This is a genomic window from Salinicola sp. (assembly GCF_982684285.1).
Genome location: NZ_CEXLVS010000097.1, coordinates 1 through 14,532 on the forward strand (window position 1 = coordinate 1; position 14,532 = coordinate 14,532).

The 14,532-nt window shown below is 61.0% G+C and carries 18 protein-coding genes; all 18 read right to left on the minus strand.

Annotation, left to right across the window (positions count from 1 at the left end):
- Positions 1-603 (minus strand): TIGR03749 family integrating conjugative element protein (locus AC3AYF_RS10195; protein ID WP_487779701.1); only part of this gene is annotated, 603 nt, incomplete at its 3' end.
- Positions 600-1,253, minus strand: coding sequence for a PFL_4703 family integrating conjugative element protein (locus AC3AYF_RS10200; RefSeq protein ID WP_295038882.1), 654 nt, complete (start codon positions 1,251-1,253; stop codon positions 600-602). The genes AC3AYF_RS10195 and AC3AYF_RS10200, both read right to left, overlap by 4 nt.
- Positions 1,250-1,627 (minus strand): TIGR03750 family conjugal transfer protein, encoded by a 378-nt coding sequence (locus AC3AYF_RS10205; protein WP_295038884.1) that lies wholly within the window; start codon positions 1,625-1,627, stop codon positions 1,250-1,252. The genes AC3AYF_RS10200 and AC3AYF_RS10205 overlap by 4 nt, the downstream gene beginning before the upstream one ends.
- Before the next feature lie 10 nt (positions 1,628-1,637).
- A complete protein-coding gene (locus AC3AYF_RS10210) occupies positions 1,638-2,012 on the minus strand; it encodes a TIGR03745 family integrating conjugative element membrane protein (RefSeq protein WP_295038886.1) in 375 nt (124 codons plus the stop codon).
- A gap of 93 nt (positions 2,013-2,105) precedes the next feature.
- On the minus strand, positions 2,106-2,324 hold the full coding sequence (locus tag AC3AYF_RS10215; RefSeq protein WP_295038887.1) for a TIGR03758 family integrating conjugative element protein: 219 nt from the start codon (positions 2,322-2,324) through the stop codon (positions 2,106-2,108).
- Positions 2,324-2,671 (minus strand): integrative conjugative element protein, RAQPRD family, encoded by a 348-nt coding sequence (locus tag AC3AYF_RS10220; RefSeq protein ID WP_295038889.1) that lies wholly within the window; start codon positions 2,669-2,671, stop codon positions 2,324-2,326. The genes AC3AYF_RS10215 and AC3AYF_RS10220 overlap by 1 nt, the downstream gene beginning before the upstream one ends.
- 164 nt (positions 2,672-2,835) lie before the next feature.
- Positions 2,836-3,540: a TIGR03747 family integrating conjugative element membrane protein gene (locus tag AC3AYF_RS10225; protein WP_295038891.1), complete on the minus strand. Its 705-nt coding sequence runs from the start codon at positions 3,538-3,540 to the stop codon at positions 2,836-2,838.
- Positions 3,527-5,716 (minus strand): type IV conjugative transfer system coupling protein TraD, encoded by a 2,190-nt coding sequence (gene traD / locus AC3AYF_RS10230; RefSeq protein ID WP_295038893.1) that lies wholly within the window; start codon positions 5,714-5,716, stop codon positions 3,527-3,529. Before traD ends, AC3AYF_RS10225 begins: the two co-directional genes overlap by 14 nt.
- Positions 5,713-6,285, minus strand: a complete 573-nt coding sequence (locus AC3AYF_RS10235) for an integrating conjugative element protein (RefSeq protein WP_295038895.1) — start codon at positions 6,283-6,285, stop codon at positions 5,713-5,715. The genes traD and AC3AYF_RS10235 overlap by 4 nt, the downstream gene beginning before the upstream one ends.
- A 9-nt stretch (positions 6,286-6,294) precedes the next feature.
- The gene (locus tag AC3AYF_RS10240; RefSeq protein ID WP_295038896.1) at positions 6,295-7,077 is read right to left on the minus strand and encodes a lysozyme family protein; all 783 of its coding nucleotides are present in this window, start codon (positions 7,075-7,077) and stop codon (positions 6,295-6,297) included.
- A 3-nt stretch (positions 7,078-7,080) separates the two neighbouring features.
- Positions 7,081-7,797 carry a TIGR03759 family integrating conjugative element protein gene (locus AC3AYF_RS10245; RefSeq protein ID WP_295038897.1) on the minus strand — a complete coding sequence of 239 codons (717 nt, stop codon included), beginning with the start codon at positions 7,795-7,797 and terminating at the stop codon, positions 7,081-7,083.
- Between the two features lie 10 nt (positions 7,798-7,807).
- Complete coding sequence (locus tag AC3AYF_RS10250; protein WP_295038899.1) at positions 7,808-8,713, minus strand: coiled-coil domain-containing protein; 906 nt, start codon at positions 8,711-8,713, stop codon at positions 7,808-7,810.
- Positions 8,703-9,149, minus strand: a complete 447-nt coding sequence (gene pilL2, locus AC3AYF_RS10255; RefSeq protein ID WP_295038901.1) for a PFGI-1 class ICE element type IV pilus protein PilL2 — start codon at positions 9,147-9,149, stop codon at positions 8,703-8,705. Before pilL2 ends, AC3AYF_RS10250 begins: the two co-directional genes overlap by 11 nt.
- Before the next feature lie 427 nt (positions 9,150-9,576).
- Positions 9,577-10,023 carry a hypothetical protein gene (locus tag AC3AYF_RS10260; RefSeq protein WP_295038902.1) on the minus strand — a complete coding sequence of 149 codons (447 nt, stop codon included), beginning with the start codon at positions 10,021-10,023 and terminating at the stop codon, positions 9,577-9,579.
- A gap of 811 nt (positions 10,024-10,834) precedes the next feature.
- Entirely contained in the window at positions 10,835-11,125 is a 291-nt protein-coding gene (locus AC3AYF_RS10265) for a hypothetical protein (protein WP_295038904.1), read from the minus strand.
- A gap of 78 nt (positions 11,126-11,203) precedes the next feature.
- Complete coding sequence (locus AC3AYF_RS10270; RefSeq protein WP_295038906.1) at positions 11,204-11,740, minus strand: STY4534 family ICE replication protein; 537 nt, start codon at positions 11,738-11,740, stop codon at positions 11,204-11,206.
- A gap of 862 nt (positions 11,741-12,602) precedes the next feature.
- Positions 12,603-12,971, minus strand: a complete 369-nt coding sequence (locus AC3AYF_RS10275; protein ID WP_295038908.1) for a histone-like nucleoid-structuring protein, MvaT/MvaU family — start codon at positions 12,969-12,971, stop codon at positions 12,603-12,605.
- Between the two features lie 107 nt (positions 12,972-13,078).
- Positions 13,079-14,521 carry a DNA topoisomerase gene (locus tag AC3AYF_RS10280; protein WP_487779702.1) on the minus strand — a complete coding sequence of 481 codons (1,443 nt, stop codon included), beginning with the start codon at positions 14,519-14,521 and terminating at the stop codon, positions 13,079-13,081.
- Positions 14,522-14,532 lie beyond the last annotated feature (11 nt).

The window sequence follows — 14,532 nt, forward strand, 5'->3', positions numbered from 1 at the left end:
TAGCGAGGGCAGCAGTGACGGCATGTTGTCGGGTAGGCGCATCGCCACCCGGTTGAGCCCCTTCACCGGTTCAATGGTGCGACTCGGTGCATACAGCGACTGCGCCACGAAACGGGTCAGCACCACCGGCACCGGTGTACCCACCGAGGGCTCCTCGCCTTCCTGATCGCCGTCCTGTGTTGCCTGACCCTCCGATGACAATGGCTCGGACGATGCGTTGCTGGTGCCCTCCTCCGGGATCACCACCTTGATGTCCTCATCGCTCGCGCCGCTTTCCTTTGCGGTCAGATCGAACAACACGACCTCGTTGGTCTCGACGTCCTGGATGCGTACACGCTGGGTATCGAAGGGCTGATCGGCCTTGAGATAGATCGCCCCGCCAGCACTCTGTACCCGCAGCACGCTAGGATCCGCGATCTCGCGCGGTAGCCCCACCCGCACATTGCGATCCAGCACGATGACCCGTTCGCTACCCACGGGAAGATCGACGTCCAGCGGCTTGCGATCCCAGTGCAGAATCTCAACGGCGTGAGCCTGGATCGCCATACTCAACAGCGAGGCGCACAACCCGCCTCTCAACATCGACGCCTTGAGGCGATTCATGAGTCATCCTCCTGCTTGGGGATTTCCAGTCGCTGGGCTGGGCGGGCCAGGCAATCGATCTGCATGCCCCACTTGTTGTTCTGTGGATCGCCCTCGGCACGCACCACTCGGATCGGAAAACGCATGTAGACGTCGCGGACGGGCGTACCGGCGTAGGTTTCCTTGACGGCGAGATCCAGGTTCACGATCCACTGATCCCGCGACACGATCTCGACCGCCCCGGGGCCGGACTGGGCACTGCTGAATCCGCGACCGGGAATTTCGAAGACCATGCGTTCACGCTGATCCAGCTCGTTGCGCTGCTTGCGATAGCGATAGTCCTCCTCCAGTTCTGCCTGGCAGGACGGCGTGAGGAACGGTGAATAGGCGTAGAGGTTTCGCTTGTAGTCCTCCTCACCGTTGGCCGGCCAGCGGTTGATCTGCTGCCAAACGTAGGTGGTGAAGGCATAGACGGCGGACGGCGGCTTCTCCCACCACTTCTGCGTCGAGCCACTGCGCAGATCCGGCGGGATGGAAATGGTCAGATCCTTGGGCGCGCTGTACCAGCCCAAGCCCATCCCGGCGCAGAACAGCACCAGCACGATGATGACGCCGCGCAGCGTCGTGATATGGGCGTCGCGCGCACCCAGCGCGTTACGCAAACGACTCATCGCAGTTCTCCTCGGTCCCGGGGTTCACGCCCTACGCGGTAAGTGCTCGAGCGAGTAATGAGGGTTTCGCCACCGGTGTTGATGCCGTAGACGGCGAGTCGGTACAGGATCTGGCGATAGAGCAGCGAGGGAGGTCGGCCACGGCGTAGCCGGCGCATGACAGTGCCGCCGGCAACCAATGCGAGTGCCATGACCGCCACGGCAACGGTAGGCGCCATGGCAGGCATCCCGAACAGGATCGCCAGCACGATGCCCGGAAGCATGCCGCTGACGAACCCCGTCACAGCCATGATGCAGACTTCCCGAAGCGTCATGCCCCGAAACACCACCGGGGCATCGTTGATACGTTTCGGCAGGAAATCGATGCTTGCCATGACCCGATCCTCACTGAGCCAGGATCGGTGCGGCTTCGGTACTGAGCCAGATGATGACAAGGATCAGTACGACGCCGATGAACGCGGTCACGCCGAACTTGGTCCACTCCCCGCGTTGTCGACCTTCGTTGAACGAGGCGAGGCAGCCGATGCCCACCCAGATGAAGGCAGCGGTGCAAAGCAGCAGTCCCGCCAAGACGAAGCCGTCGTACATATACCCCTGCGCCGTCGAGCGAATGCCGTCCCCGCCCTGAGTCGGCTCTTCGAGGGTCGGAAGGTCGGCCAGCGCCAGGCTCGGCAAGGCCGTGCTGGCCAGCACCACCAGCTTCTGGCAGCCCCGAGTGACCCCATTGGACAGGCGACGATAGAAGGATTGAAGCGACATGATTGCGTCCTCTTGAGAGATGATTGCCCGTTACGACCAAGAACCCACAAGGGCTCTTCTTTTCCCCGTATGGGGACCTTCGAGCCGCCCCTGTCAGGACAGGAACAACCAGAAAAACAACAGCACCAGCAACAGCGACTTGAGCACCACGGAGGACAGGACGTCGCCGTCGATACGGCCCTTGCCCCAACCGCGATACGCCGACATCAGAATCCAGATAACGAGCAACAGCGCGGCGCTACAGCCCACGCCGGCGATGAGCCAGGAAAGCTCCTGGCCTCCCATGCCGGCCCCCGCCTCGAATGCCTCCACTACTGCCCCCGATCGTCGAGGTAGTCGCCATCGAGCGGCTGGGGCTGTCGTGGCAGCAAACGATCAGGAGCGAGATAGGCATCGATACCGCTGGTAATGGAATGCAGGTCATCGCGCAAACGCGGGATGTCGAAATAGACCCGCGTGGTCTCAGGGTCAGCCTGTTGCTGACGGGCATCGATGCGGTCGACCACGACCTTGATTTGCTCGATTTGGGTCTGGATCAGTGCCAGGTCCCGGCGCTGGATCTCGTCGATGTCATCGGCCCGGGCAAGGGCCGACAGACCGCTGACCAGCACGAGGCTTGTGAACACAGAAGAGAGGGAAATGCGTTGGCGCACCGTCATGGTTGAGTCCCGTCGTGAGTGGTGACGACATGGCCTCATGGTCGAGGCAACCCACCCAGGGATCAGCCGGAAACGTTAAGCGAAACAGCGGGGTATTCTTGGGGGACTCAAACGTATCCGGCCCCGCTCGAGCGGGGCCGGATGTCGCGCCAATAAGCGCAGCCTTAAAGGTACTTCTTGAAGCTCGATGTCGCGATCGCGATCATTAGCCCGAATAGCAACGCACAGGGCAGCAGGAACAGATTCGGGTGGATCGAGAACGGCAGCGACAAGTAGATCAGCCAGCCGGTCAGAAAGACCGGCGTCACCATCCGCTTGGCGTGATGATAGATGAACGCCGATTCGCGCCCCGCACCGAAGCGGCGCAGATCGCGACTCACCAGGCCATCGATGAAGCCCACCAGAGCGGCCATGATGAACAGCGGTGAGGTCAGCATCAGGATGACACAGCGTGTCAGTGTCATCAGGGTCACGAACATGGCCGCCTGCAGGTAGGTTTTTAGCGTGCCAGCCCAACCCACGGCATCGGCACCCTGCTCGACCCAGCCCGCGATGCCTGTCTTCATGAAAAGCCATTCATAGCCGGTGTCCACGATCATCGTGGCGAACTCGACCGGCGATGACACCAGCAGCGACTGAGAGAACTGGCTGTCCAGATACCCCATCTCGGAAAGCATGGTCTGATGGGCGTGGTCCGATCCTGCCTGACTGAACCAGTCGAAGTAGATACCGATCCATTCGATCAATACGCTGCAGATGATCGAGAGGAACACGATCCACATCAGTGTAAACGGCAGCTTTAGCAGCGTGCCGACGAGACCGCTGCGCTTCTTCTCGGCGCGCTGTGCCGGGGCTTCATCCCTCGCCATGATTTACCCCCTCGGCACTGACGCTAGCGTCGACATCAGCGGTGTCGCGACCGGCGGTTTCCTTGCTGCTCGGGCTCGGGGGCTTGGCGAAGTCCAGATGAATCGGCGGCGGCATCACGCCTTCCCACCACTGATCGCCCGTGGCGTACTTCGCCCGCATTCGGGCGGCGATGTCCGCCACGTCCTTCGGCACGTCTTCGGTCTTGTCCGGCAACGGCAGCGGCATGCGGATCTTCCACAGCTGACCGCCCTCGAGCAGCGCGAACGCTTGCCCCTTGGGCAAATTGATCACGTCATTGGGGGTCAGCATGTCCACTGACTCGGTCCCGATACGATCACCCGCCGAGGAGCTGAAGTCCTGATCACTGTTGACGTCGGCGTTGTCGCTGGCCATCGAGACCATCAGCCGCGTGGACACGTTGACCATAGCCAACTGATCGGTGAGCAGACGCGCGGTGCGCTCCTCGCGCACACGCAGCATGATGACATTGTTGAAGTTACCCACCACCTGCCCCGCTTTGGCAGCGTTACCGATTCGCGCCTCGATGTCGGACAGCGTCTGGGTGTAGGCCGTCACCTGGATACCGGCACCGCCACCCTTGTTAATCAGCGGGATGAATTCATCTCCCATTAGCTCGTTGAACTCATCGCAGTGCAGGTTGATGGGTTGTTTTTGTCTATCCCTCTGACCGGGTAGCCCATCCTCGGAGCCGAACTTGTAGATGTGACCGGCCACCGACACGATGTCAGCGAACATCGAGTTGCCCACCGCCTGAGCCACCTCGAAATCGGAAAGCGCGTCGAGCCCGACATAGACCACCCCCTTCTTGCGAATGATCTGCTGCCAGTCGATGATCGGGCGCTCGTCCTCGATGTCGTCGTAGTCCGGTGAGAGCAGCTCCGCGATCTTGCCGCTGGTTAGCTTCTCGAGCAGCGGCAGCAGCGACGCCACGATCTTGTCGAAGTAGGTCTTGTCGTAGCGCACGGCAGAGAGCAGACCGTCCAGCACAGGGTCACTCAGCGACTCGATCACCTCCGGCTGTTGCAGATACTGGACGATCGCCACGACGCGCTTGTGACGCCCGACCATATTGCGGGGCATGTTGCGGTCATTGAGCTTGCCCTCGATGTCGGTGATCTGCTGATTCGACCCCGGCATCTGCTGCTCCAGCGTCTCCTGAACGTACTGCATCAGCAACGCATCGATATTCACCACGTCGGCCAGGATCTGACCATAGCTGGGCCGCTCACCGAGTGCGTGGCGTGCGCGAGCCACGATGTTCACGAAGCGCCAGGCAAACTGCCGAAACGCAGCAGAATTGCCCTCGCCAGAGAGCTGGCCAGTCACCCGGGTCGGCACCTCGGAAAGCCGCGAAAAGCGCCCCACGGCGTTGTAGCGACACGAGACGTCCGGCCAGCCCAGGTGGAAGATGTAGAACTCGTCACCGCGCCCGGCCTTCTGGGCCTCGGCGTACATGCGCATCATCAAGTCCGCGTCGCCTTTGGGATCGAAGCAGATCGTGATGTCACCACGTCGAATGTCTTGGGTGATCAGAATTTCGGCCAGGCGCGTCTTGCCCACGCGCGTCGTGCCCTCGACGAGGGTGTGCCCTACCCGCTCGCCCAGAGGCATCCAGACATCATGTTCATTTGGCTCTACTGCATGCAGCGCAGGACGACCTCCAACCGGTGGCAGAGGCCTTACTGGATTCAGAAACGAGTCCCAGCGCAGCAGCTCTGCGATGTGCTGGCCAACCGCACCTCCTTCCATCGACTGTTCCAGCCGCCTTGCACGCTGATACCAGGGGCTTGGCTGGACGTAGATCTTGGCGGCTGGCTGTCGTGATTCATGGAGTCGCTGCGTGTGCTGGGCATCCCATTTGAACCCCTTGCCCAACCACAGGCTACGTCGACTCAATGGCACTTTGCGCGCAGGTAGCGCGAACCGGGGTAAGCGCCGCATGGCATGGCGATAACGCAACACGATCCATGCCTGGCGAAAGCGCCAGGCACCAAAAGCCGCGAATCCCGCCGCTGTGGTGATGCCCACGCTGGGCGTCAGTGCCAGTGACCAGGGCGCCCAGATGCACAAGACCGCGCAACCGGCGCAGACCCAGACGGTGTACAGCTCGACCGCCGGTCGCAGGAGCGATTCTAGGGGATGGTTGCCGCTCATTGCTCGATCCCTCGCTGACTGATCAGCGCTGGGTAGTGATGTAGTCCCAGCCGCTCAGCCAGGCCATCGCCGGAGACAGGACGAAGCTCGAGCCCCTGGGCAGCATTGCGAAGTGCCTGCAGGGACTGTTCGTCACGAACCTGCACGACCAGCCCTACCGCATTCATCTCGCGCAGAATGTCACCGCGCTGGGCGAGCCATTGCCGGGATAGATCGTCATCGCCGATCAGGAAGATCGACGTGAACCCGCCGGGAAGATCCAACTGACGCGGCGTCACGGTGCCGGGCGTCAGTTGCTCGCTCTCGAGCGGCAGCATGTCCTGCTCCCCGTAGGGTCGGGACGGACGTGATTCGCCGCCCAGTTGCGGCGAGTAGCCCTCCTCTTCGTCGACGCCCGCGCCCTTGATGGCCACGTAATAGGGTCGTGCGGATTCGCCACCGTGATCGGCGACCACGGTCAGCTGAGGCAGCCCCGGTGGGCGCTCGGCGGGAGCTTGTGCGAATGCCGCCGTCGACATCAGCATCACTGCGTATAGCGGTAGCAGGCTGAAGCAGAGAGATTTTTGCATTGGGGACTCCTATCGGGTCGCGACTTCCGCCATCCAGGGTCGCTGTTCAGGCGTCACCCAGGTGACGCCAGATTCAGGGGGCCGTGGGCTTGGTGTCACCCAGGTCAACGCCTCCGCTGGCGCAGCTGTTGTGGAGTTCGATGCCGACACCACGCCAGCCCGGCGGGCTCGTTTTGGCGCTGGAGCCTGACGCGCGGCCATCAGTGCCGGCGACGCCGCTTCCAGAGAAGGGGGCGTGCCAAGCCGAACCAGCTCATCACTGACTACGCCACGATAGCGCTCGGCGGGACGCCCACCGGCCGGACGGTGGTATCGTCCCGCCGCGATCAACCAATCGCCGGCGTCATCGAAGTGGCGACGAATCAGTGCCGCCGCTTCCTCAAGATTGGCGTAGGGATCGAGACCGTCGCAGGGATCCGCGAAACGCTGACTGGCACCGAACAGCTGCGGCTGCCAGCGCACATTGAGCTGCGCGATCCCAACATCGACGATCTGCGTCGTCTCGAGCGCCTCGGTCAGCGCCAGGCACGCGGAGGCACGATCACCGAAGCGCATCGACTTGCCAGCGACGTTCAGTGTCCAGGGCCAGGGGCGACGACCAGCGTCGAGACTTACCACCGACTCGGCGCTGGCCACCGCGTAAAGCATTTCAGGCGGCACCCCGTGATCCTCTGCGGCGACCACGTAGGCCGAAGGAATATCGAGGTGGTCGGATTGGCCGGCGTGAACGACACCGGTAGCCAACGCCGCTGCCAATCCAGCCGCTGCTGTCCTCAACGCTCGACGCATCATGGATCAGCCCCTCGAGGCGACGCGCGGCAGATCGCTGCTGTCGACGTTCAGCGAGCCGCCATGGTTGAGCGTGATCGTGCCAGCACGAACCCTCGCCGGCGAAATGCCCATCTCGGCCGCCCAGCTGCGGATGCGATCATCGTCACCATTGGAATCCACGACCCAGATATCCATGGCCGCCCCGGTACTCAGCAGCCGCTTCACGGTGGCCTCGCACTGGCTACAGCCCTCGGTAGCCACCACGATGTTCAGGCGCTCGCTGGATGCCGACGGATGACTGCCGAACACCGATTGCGTCGCGTCCTCGCCCCCTTTCGTGGTGAAGGAGTTGACCGGCATATCGTTGGGATAGAGCCGCTGCCAGGCGTCGTCGTAGGCGCGCTGGAATGCGAGTTCCGCTTCGACGCGGGCACGCTCGGTCTCGACGAGCTTCTCGGCGTACTTCTGGCGTTCAGCCTGACTGCGCGCCTCGAGGCCCAATGCGGTCAGCGGATCCAGATTGGGAGACCAGGTGCCGCGCGGCCCCTCCATGATCGACTCGTAGCGTCGATACTCCTGCTGGTTCAGCCCCCAGGCCTCGGCAGCTTGCTGGTTGCTTTGTTCGAGGCGTGTCTGATCGATTCGAGTCGACTCGCTCTGGTGCCCTTCCTGCGCCCAGACGGGCATGGCAGCGAATAGCAAAAGCGCGATACCCAGGCGTTTATCAAGATTCATCGTCATGGATCTCTCCTCAAGGAACCGGGACGACCACGGTCTGGCCGTTGATGGTGAACGCGGCCGAATGGCCGTCGATCGACGAGAGGTGCCACTGACCAATGTTCTGCCCCACAGCGACCAGTCGCAGATCGCTCAAGCGACCGGCATTGCCGGATGCCACCGTGAGATAACTACGCCCGCCGCGCAGCTCGACACCCGAAACCGAAAACGGCGGTGACGGCGGCTCGGGCTTGCGATCAGCCTGGCGTTGACCGCTGGGCTGGCTCTCCTGGGCGCTCGTCTTCTGACTCGCGCGCAGCTTGCGCACCTCCTCAATCGACGCTTCAAGTGACTGTTCCTTCTCCTGCGCCGCACTGAATCGCATGTCCACGGAGTTGGACAGCTCATCGATCCGATGGGAAAGCGCCTGGACGCGCTCGGGCAGCGCCTGCAGTGGCGATCCCTGTCGACGTTCCTCGAGATCGTCGAGACGCGAGGCGATCTCGCCCATGCGGTTGCTCGCACCCTCGGCCTCGCTGCGTCGCTCGTCCTGGCCGCTCTGCAGCTCCTCAATACTCACGCGCAGCTGATCGATCACCTGCTGCTGGGATTGCACGCGGGATTCCACCGTCGGCCCTTCCGGCTCGCTATCGGCGAAAAAGAGGAAGTAGACAAGCCCCAGAACGATGACGGCACCCAGCACCAAGAACGAAAGCCGCAGTGGGTTCCACCGTTTTCGTCGCTCGACATAGGGCGTGTGGCCGGGGTTCTCGTCACTGCCGTCATCGCGTTGGGAGTAGTCGGGCTCCTCGTCACTGACGTCATCGCGATGGGACAAGGAAGGCTCCCGACGCCCGGCGTCGGGCTCAGCGGGCGACGCCAGATTGGTCTCATGCTCCTGCACACTAGATTCCTCGGGGTTGCGACGTTCATCCGTCATGACCGGTCTCCTCGATCAGACGCTGGTCGCGCACCTGATAGCAGATGGTCCGTGCGATGGGATCGGCCTGGACCTCGAAGGCACTGCCTGCGAGCACCTGAAGCGTCTCACGCAGCGGCATCGGCCCCAGCCGGAAATGCGCCGCTGGCAGTGCCCGGCTATAGAGCAATTCCTGGGGTTCTCCCTGGGGAGCGCAGAGGCTGTAGCCGGTGTGTTGCAAGGTGTAGCGCAGCCCATCCTCGACAGAGGGATTCATCGATACGGGGATCGAGATATTGACGGTCTGCTCGAGGAGATTGCGCTGTTGCAACGTCGCATTGGCCGTGACCAGTGCATAGCGTCCGCCTCGCATCACCTCGACTCGTGACGCGTCGCGATCACGGTAGACGTCGGGCTCGACCTCATGGGTGGGCTGATCCAGTCCGGTGGCTACCACTCGGGACTGACCCGTTCCATCGGTCCGAGCGACGGTCACCTTATCAGCGTCGGGATAGTCGGCTGCCAGACGCTCACTCTCGCTTGGCTGCGGAGCTGGTTGCTGATGCGCGCAACCGGCAAGCAGCGCAATCAAGAATGCTAAGGGAACGACACGGGTTTTCTGGAAGGGATACATCGAGTTTGGCCTCGCGCGGGGGAACCTGAATGATCGGGTTCACCGTGCCGAAGGCCACTCACACTAGCGACGGGAAATGTTAATTGCACTCGTACCGATTTTGTTGACCAACAAAAACAAACGCCCCGTAGGGCGTTTGGAGTGACTCACTGGAAGTAGGTGGAAAACGACTGCTTGATCTCGTCATTGAGTACCACGCCCAGTCTTGCCGCGCAGTATCCCAGCGCACCCTGCTGATCGGGCCTATCGGCTATCCAGCGGGCTTAACCGCTTTCCGTATCGCGTCAAAGATAGACCAGCTCGCCGGTTCAAACGGATGTGGGCGATAGCCCATATCAAGACAGTCCTCCTGTTGCGTCTCGTTGGCGACCACCACGTCGATCGCGTTGAGGCCATAACCAACGATTCGCATCAGCGGAAGACCATGCCCACAGGCCGTCATGCCGATAGTGTCCAGTACCTGACCATGCCACCGACTACCGCTGGCGAAATACCGCGCAATCGAGGTGATCGCCTCGGCATCGGACCGGAAAGGGCCATCGGTGTAAGCTCCATTCACGACATCCAGAGTCCACCCCTCATGCTGCGGGTAAAATATCGGCCAGCCGGCATCGGACAGTGACGTTGCCAGATTGGCTGCCGTATCCGAATTCCACTCGGGTCGCGACAGCTCCGCACGAAAGCGCCGAATCAGCATGTCTCGCCTCTCCTGATGGTCAGTCTCTCCATCCAGGTTGAGCCTTTAGCACAGCCTGTCGATGTTGACCACGTCCAGACTGTCCCCGCCGATGTCCTGGATTGCAATGGTTATGATGTTCGCTGTGGCAGTCTAAGTGCGGCCAGAAACACATCCACGTCTTCGCTGGCCAGCTGATAAGTCAGAAAGTCACTCATGGGATTGCTCCTTGGTGTATCGATGGGATAGGAGCCACCCCCTCGGGGCGTGGCCCCGATTGGGTGAATTGTTTCAGAAGATGCTCAGGTCACTGTGACGCGAGTCATCGGACGAGCGGCGAATGCCTCGAGTGCCGCCTCCGGTGAGTCACCGGAAAAGGGGCGCCCCAACGTGTCGAACACGATCCAGGGGCCCTGACCGTGGTCAAGTTCGATGTCGAAGGCCGGGCGCAAATGCCCGACGGGGCACGCCGGCCAAGCAGGATTGCCCTCGTAGACACTGTGAGAATCACCGGCGGTCCCCGGTTGTATGCAGTACGGCTTCATATGGATGACTCCTCGAATCAATGAAGCCATCCCACCGGGAAATGGCCCCGGATGGGAGAAGAAACGTTAAGTCTGTCTGGCGACGTGACCGTTTTGGGAGATTGGTCCCGCCGGAACGAAAACAGCCTCCCGAGGGAGGCTGTCATGACGTGTAAGGACCAGTCTGAATTAGCGCTTTCGTCGCGCTTCCAGCTTGCGATGAATGGTATAGGCGTACCCGCCGGCAATCGTCATCGATACGGTGAGTACGACGAAGATCGTGCCAAGCAACAGAGTCGCAGTATCCATTAGGCATCACCTCCATCAGCTTCGGCCTTGGTTATCAATGAGTCTAGCATGCCTTTGGCGATACCAGCGATCAGGGTCAGAAGCAAGAAAACCGCCCCTGCCCAGAAAGCGGTGAAATAGCCTTCAGGCTGCGTCTTGAGCGCTGGACCCAGCAGAGCTGCAACGACGCACGCAGCGGTAACGCTGCTGCTGATTCGATCGGCCGCGTCGAAAATCGCGCGAGCGATACGAAGTCGAAATAGATAGGACATGACATCTCCAATCAATGCCGCAAGGGAGATGTCGCCCATCAGGGAAAGATCTCCCTGCGAGCGGGTGGGTTAAACCGCACCCCTAGAAGCGAACTTCCCGGATGGGTTGTGGTGAAATCAGACGACCGCTTCGGCAGCGCCGACCGATCCGCTGACGGCGGGGCGGGCCGGCACACCGGTTCCCTGCGGCGCTGTATCGCCATCCTGGACACTGGTATCGGCCGACGAGACTTCCTCACGCCGTGGCGCCTCAAAAACTTTGTCGCCATCAACCTTGGCCCAATTGACGAACAGTAGACGTGCCTTGAGGCTCACGGCGGTTTCACCAGCTCGCTCGCCTCGGGTTCGCGTAAACAGATCGGGATAGAGATCGCCGAGCTTGAAGCCGATCAGGATCTTGGGTTCGTTGCCACCCTTCTCTTGGCGATCGGCCACGGTTGCGGCAAATTTCTTGACCAGTTTTTCCGCGTCGGCGCCGCTGACGCGACAATCGAAGCGACGATATTCCACATCATTGGCAGGACCGTTCAACGCGGATATGTCACAAGCCCAGAAGGGATTGCCACGCTTGGGCGTGACCTTGCGGATCCGGTTGACGTAGCCAACGCCAGTGACATGGAGATCGAAGAACTGATTATCGGTCGAGTTGGACATGGTGTTGCTCCTTGGATTGAGTCATGGAACTCCAGGAGATACACCAACCCCATCGGGGGAAGTGTTCCCCCGGATGGGTGGTTCGGCGCGAGGCCGAGAATTCAGAAGTGGCATCCAGCTCAGGTGAGCGCCGTCTCTCGGGATGCGTTAACGGCTTCAGAAATTGCCCGAAGGCAAAGGGCGTCACTGATGACCGTCAGTGACCAGCGGCTTACATCGATAGGATTGCGCCACTTCTTCACGGCGTCAACCCCTAAACCCGATCGTCAATCGCAAGCCGGGGCAGCGAACACTCGCCGCCTCGCCTTGGGATTGAGGACCAGCACTGCGCGTCCAGTCGGCCACCGATACCGGTTCGGGTAGCAAGTATGAATCAGCCATCATGCTGGCCATCGGCCATGCCCCTCGTAGTCATGGTTCGATTGCCACTGCATCCGGTCCCGAATCATGGCGTTGGACCGATACGATTGTGCGCGGATCCCCGCACAAAGGGAACCCAGGGGTCAGGCGGTGGGCGCCGCCACTGTGAAGCAAAGTCCAACCGGCCAGCGAGTCACCCCTCGGAGGAGATGCCTGGCTGGCCGGTCGAGATGGGCTTGAAGAGGTGGTCGACGACCGGTCGACCTGAAACATAGGGAACCTGGAACCCGCATACACGCCAATGTAGTGCAAGAGAGCCTTGCGAAGGGGTGCGCTCTTTCGCCAGGTGATAGCGCTTTGGGTTCGGACTCGCGGAGAGTCCAAAGGGACCAACTGATGACCGTCAGTTGGCAACGGGGTACCTAACCATTATCAGTTAGTCCTCCCCCTTCATCAAGCCGCTTGGCAAAGCTGGTGTGCCTTACCACACGGGAAGCTGGCGTTACTGCTCTTCTCGAACCACCCAGCTTTCAACGGTCTCGCCGCCGTGCTCGTCCTTCCAAGTCTTGAGTACTTTGTGATTTCCACCACGAGTCTCGATCATTTCGCCAGTGTTGGGGTTCTTATAGATCTTGAGCTTTCGCTTTCGTCGACCGCTCGTTGCAGACGATTGAGACGCAGAAGGGGATTCATTCGGCAATAATTCGATAACATCCCTCGCCTTCTTGCCATACTCCGTCATCAGTGCTTCGAGTTTTTCTTTAAACTCGAGCTCTTTTTTCAGTCGCTGATCATTTTCTAATGCTTTGAGCTCTTCCGACAGCTGCTTAAGTAATTGCTCTTTCTTCGTGTATTCACTCAATAACGACACTGGTCATAACCTCAAATTTATCGATTTAAATGACGGGATCATACCATAGTGAACGTCAAACACTCTGCTCTGCTAAATGAAACCCTGGTATCCATATACAATGTTGTTCAAGTGGAGTTCCTTTTTCTCTTCGCTGCTTTCTTCGGGGAATGGCGTTGAGGCCTTGCTTTTGAAATTGCTTTGGTGCCGTCGCAGTCGGGGTAGTGGGAGCACGACCAGAAAGGGCCATTGCTGCTTTTGCGTTTGCGCTTCTTCGCCTGGCACTTGGGACAGGTTTCGCTGGGTGCCTCGGGGAGATTCAGCTGTGGACGCTGGAGCGCGATCCCGATGAGCTTGTCGAGCAGAGCGCCCTGTCGCTCCATGAAATCATCCAGTGTCATCGCCCCCTCGGCGACCTGATCCAGCGCCTGCTCCCACAGCGCGGTCATCCCCGGATTACTGATCTGCGGCGGCAGCGCCGCAATCAGTCCCTGCCCTACCGGCGTCGAGACGATCGTGCGCCCCTTCTTGCGAATGAACCTTCGCTTGAGCAACGTCTCGATGATGCCGGCGCGAGTGGCTTCGGTACCAATACCGGCACTCTCGCGCAGTCGCGCCCGCAACCGCTCGTCAGTCACGAACCGGGCGGCGTTCTTCATCGCCGAGATCAACGTGCCCTCGGCAAACGGCTTCGGCGGTTGGGTCTGACGATCCTTCACCATGAGATCCACAACCGCGCAGCTCTCCCCCTGACAGAGAGGCGGGAGCGCCTGCGCACCGGACGCTTCCTGCTCGTCGTCACCGTCCTGCCCTTTGCCTTTCCCTCGGGGGAACAGCGCTCTCCAGCCCTCGACCCGCACCTGTCGCCCCGAGGCCACGAACGTCTCGCCGGCGAGATCCAGCTGCGCATCGGTCTGGTCGTACTCATGGGCGGGCAGGAACTGCGCCAGGTAGTGCCGACGGACGAGATCGTAGACGCGAAACTCCTCCTCGCGCATCCGATCAATGCGGCAGGGTATCGTCGTGGGAATGATCCCGTGGTGAGCCGTGATCTTGCTGTCGTTCCAGACGCGGCTCTTGAGATTCTGATCCAAGCGCTCGATCACCGGCGCGAGCTTCTCGTCCGAATGCAGGAGCGCCGTCACGACGGCCCCGACCTCGGACAGCATCGACGTTGGCAGGTAGCGGCAGTCAGTACGCGGGTAGCTCGTAGCCTTTTGTGTCTCATAAAGCGACTGAGCGATGTTGAGCACCTGTTGGGCACCGAAGCCGAAGCGCTTGGAGCACTCCTGCTGCAAGGTGCCCAGGTCCATCACCAAGGGTGCGCCCTCACGTTTACGCGATGTCTCGACAGACGCCACCGTCGCCTGCGCCCCTTGGCACCGGACCGCGACCGTACGCGCCGCCTCCTGGTTGATGCAGCGATCCTCCTCATCGAGCCAATCGGCATTGGTCGGTAGCCATTTGGCCTGGAACTGGCCACCCTGCGCCTGTAAATTGGCCACGACATCCCAGAACGGCTTGGGCACGAATCTCGCGATCTCCTGATCCCGTCTCACGACCAGCGCCAGCGTCGGCGTCG